The organism is Burkholderia sp. D-99 (genome assembly GCF_011605345.1).
Lineage (GTDB): Bacteria > Pseudomonadota > Gammaproteobacteria > Burkholderiales > Burkholderiaceae > Burkholderia.
Map to the genome: position 1 here is coordinate 1 of NZ_JAAOXM010000029.1, position 1212 is coordinate 1212.

Annotated in this window: 1 rRNA gene (only partly in view); it reads left to right on the forward strand. The window is 51.3% G+C overall.

What is annotated here, in order from left to right:
• The first annotated feature begins 18 nt into the window (after positions 1 to 18).
• Positions 19 to 1212, forward strand: a 23S ribosomal RNA gene (locus tag HAV18_RS39525) (it continues 1399 nt past the right edge of the window).

Sequence of the window (1212 nt, forward strand, 5' to 3'; positions counted from 1 at the left end):
GAGACAGACTCGTTATAGGGTCAAGCGAACAAGTGCATGTGGTGGATGCCTTGGCGATCACAGGCGATGAAGGACGCGGTAGCCTGCGAAAAGCTACGGGGAGCTGGCAAACAAGCTTTGATCCGTAGATGTCCGAATGGGGAAACCCACTCCTTTTGGAGTATCCATGGCTGAATACATAGGCCATGTGAAGCGAACGCGGTGAACTGAAACATCTAAGTAACCGCAGGAAAAGAAATCAACCGAGATTCCCAAAGTAGTGGCGAGCGAAATGGGATGAGCCTTGTACTCTTTATTTGTATTGTTAGCCGAACGCTCTGGAAAGTGCGGCCATAGCGGGTGATAGCCCCGTAGGCGAAAACAGTATGAAAGAACTAAGTGTACGACAAGTAGGGCGGGACACGTGAAATCCTGTCTGAAGATGGGGGGACCATCCTCCAAGGCTAAATACTCGTGATCGACCGATAGTGAACCAGTACCGTGAGGGAAAGGCGAAAAGAACCCCGGGAGGGGAGTGAAATAGATCCTGAAACCGCATGCATACAAACAGTCGGAGCCTCGTAAGGGGTGACGGCGTACCTTTTGTATAATGGGTCAGCGACTTACGTTCAGTAGCAAGCTTAACCGTATAGGGCAGGCGTAGCGAAAGCGAGTCCGAATAGGGCGTTCAGTTGCTGGGCGTAGACCCGAAACCAAGTGATCTATCCATGGCCAGGATGAAGGTGCGGTAACACGTACTGGAGGTCCGAACCCACTAACGTTGAAAAGTTAGGGGATGAGCTGTGGATAGGGGTGAAAGGCTAAACAAACTTGGAAATAGCTGGTTCTCTCCGAAAACTATTTAGGTAGTGCCTCGTGTCTCACCTTCGGGGGTAGAGCACTGTCATGGTTGGGGGGTCTATTGCAGATTACCCCGCCATAGCAAACTCCGAATACCGAAGAGTGCAATCACGGGAGACAGACATCGGGTGCTAACGTCCGGTGTCAAGAGGGAAACAACCCAGACCGCCAGCTAAGGTCCCCAAATATAGCTAAGTGGGAAACGAAGTGGGAAGGCTAAAACAGTCAGGAGGTTGGCTTAGAAGCAGCCACCCTTTAAAGAAAGCGTAATAGCTCACTGATCGAGTCGTCCTGCGCGGAAGATGTAACGGGGCTAAGCTATATACCGAAGCTGCGGATGCGTGCTTTGCACGCATGGTAGGAGAGCGTTCT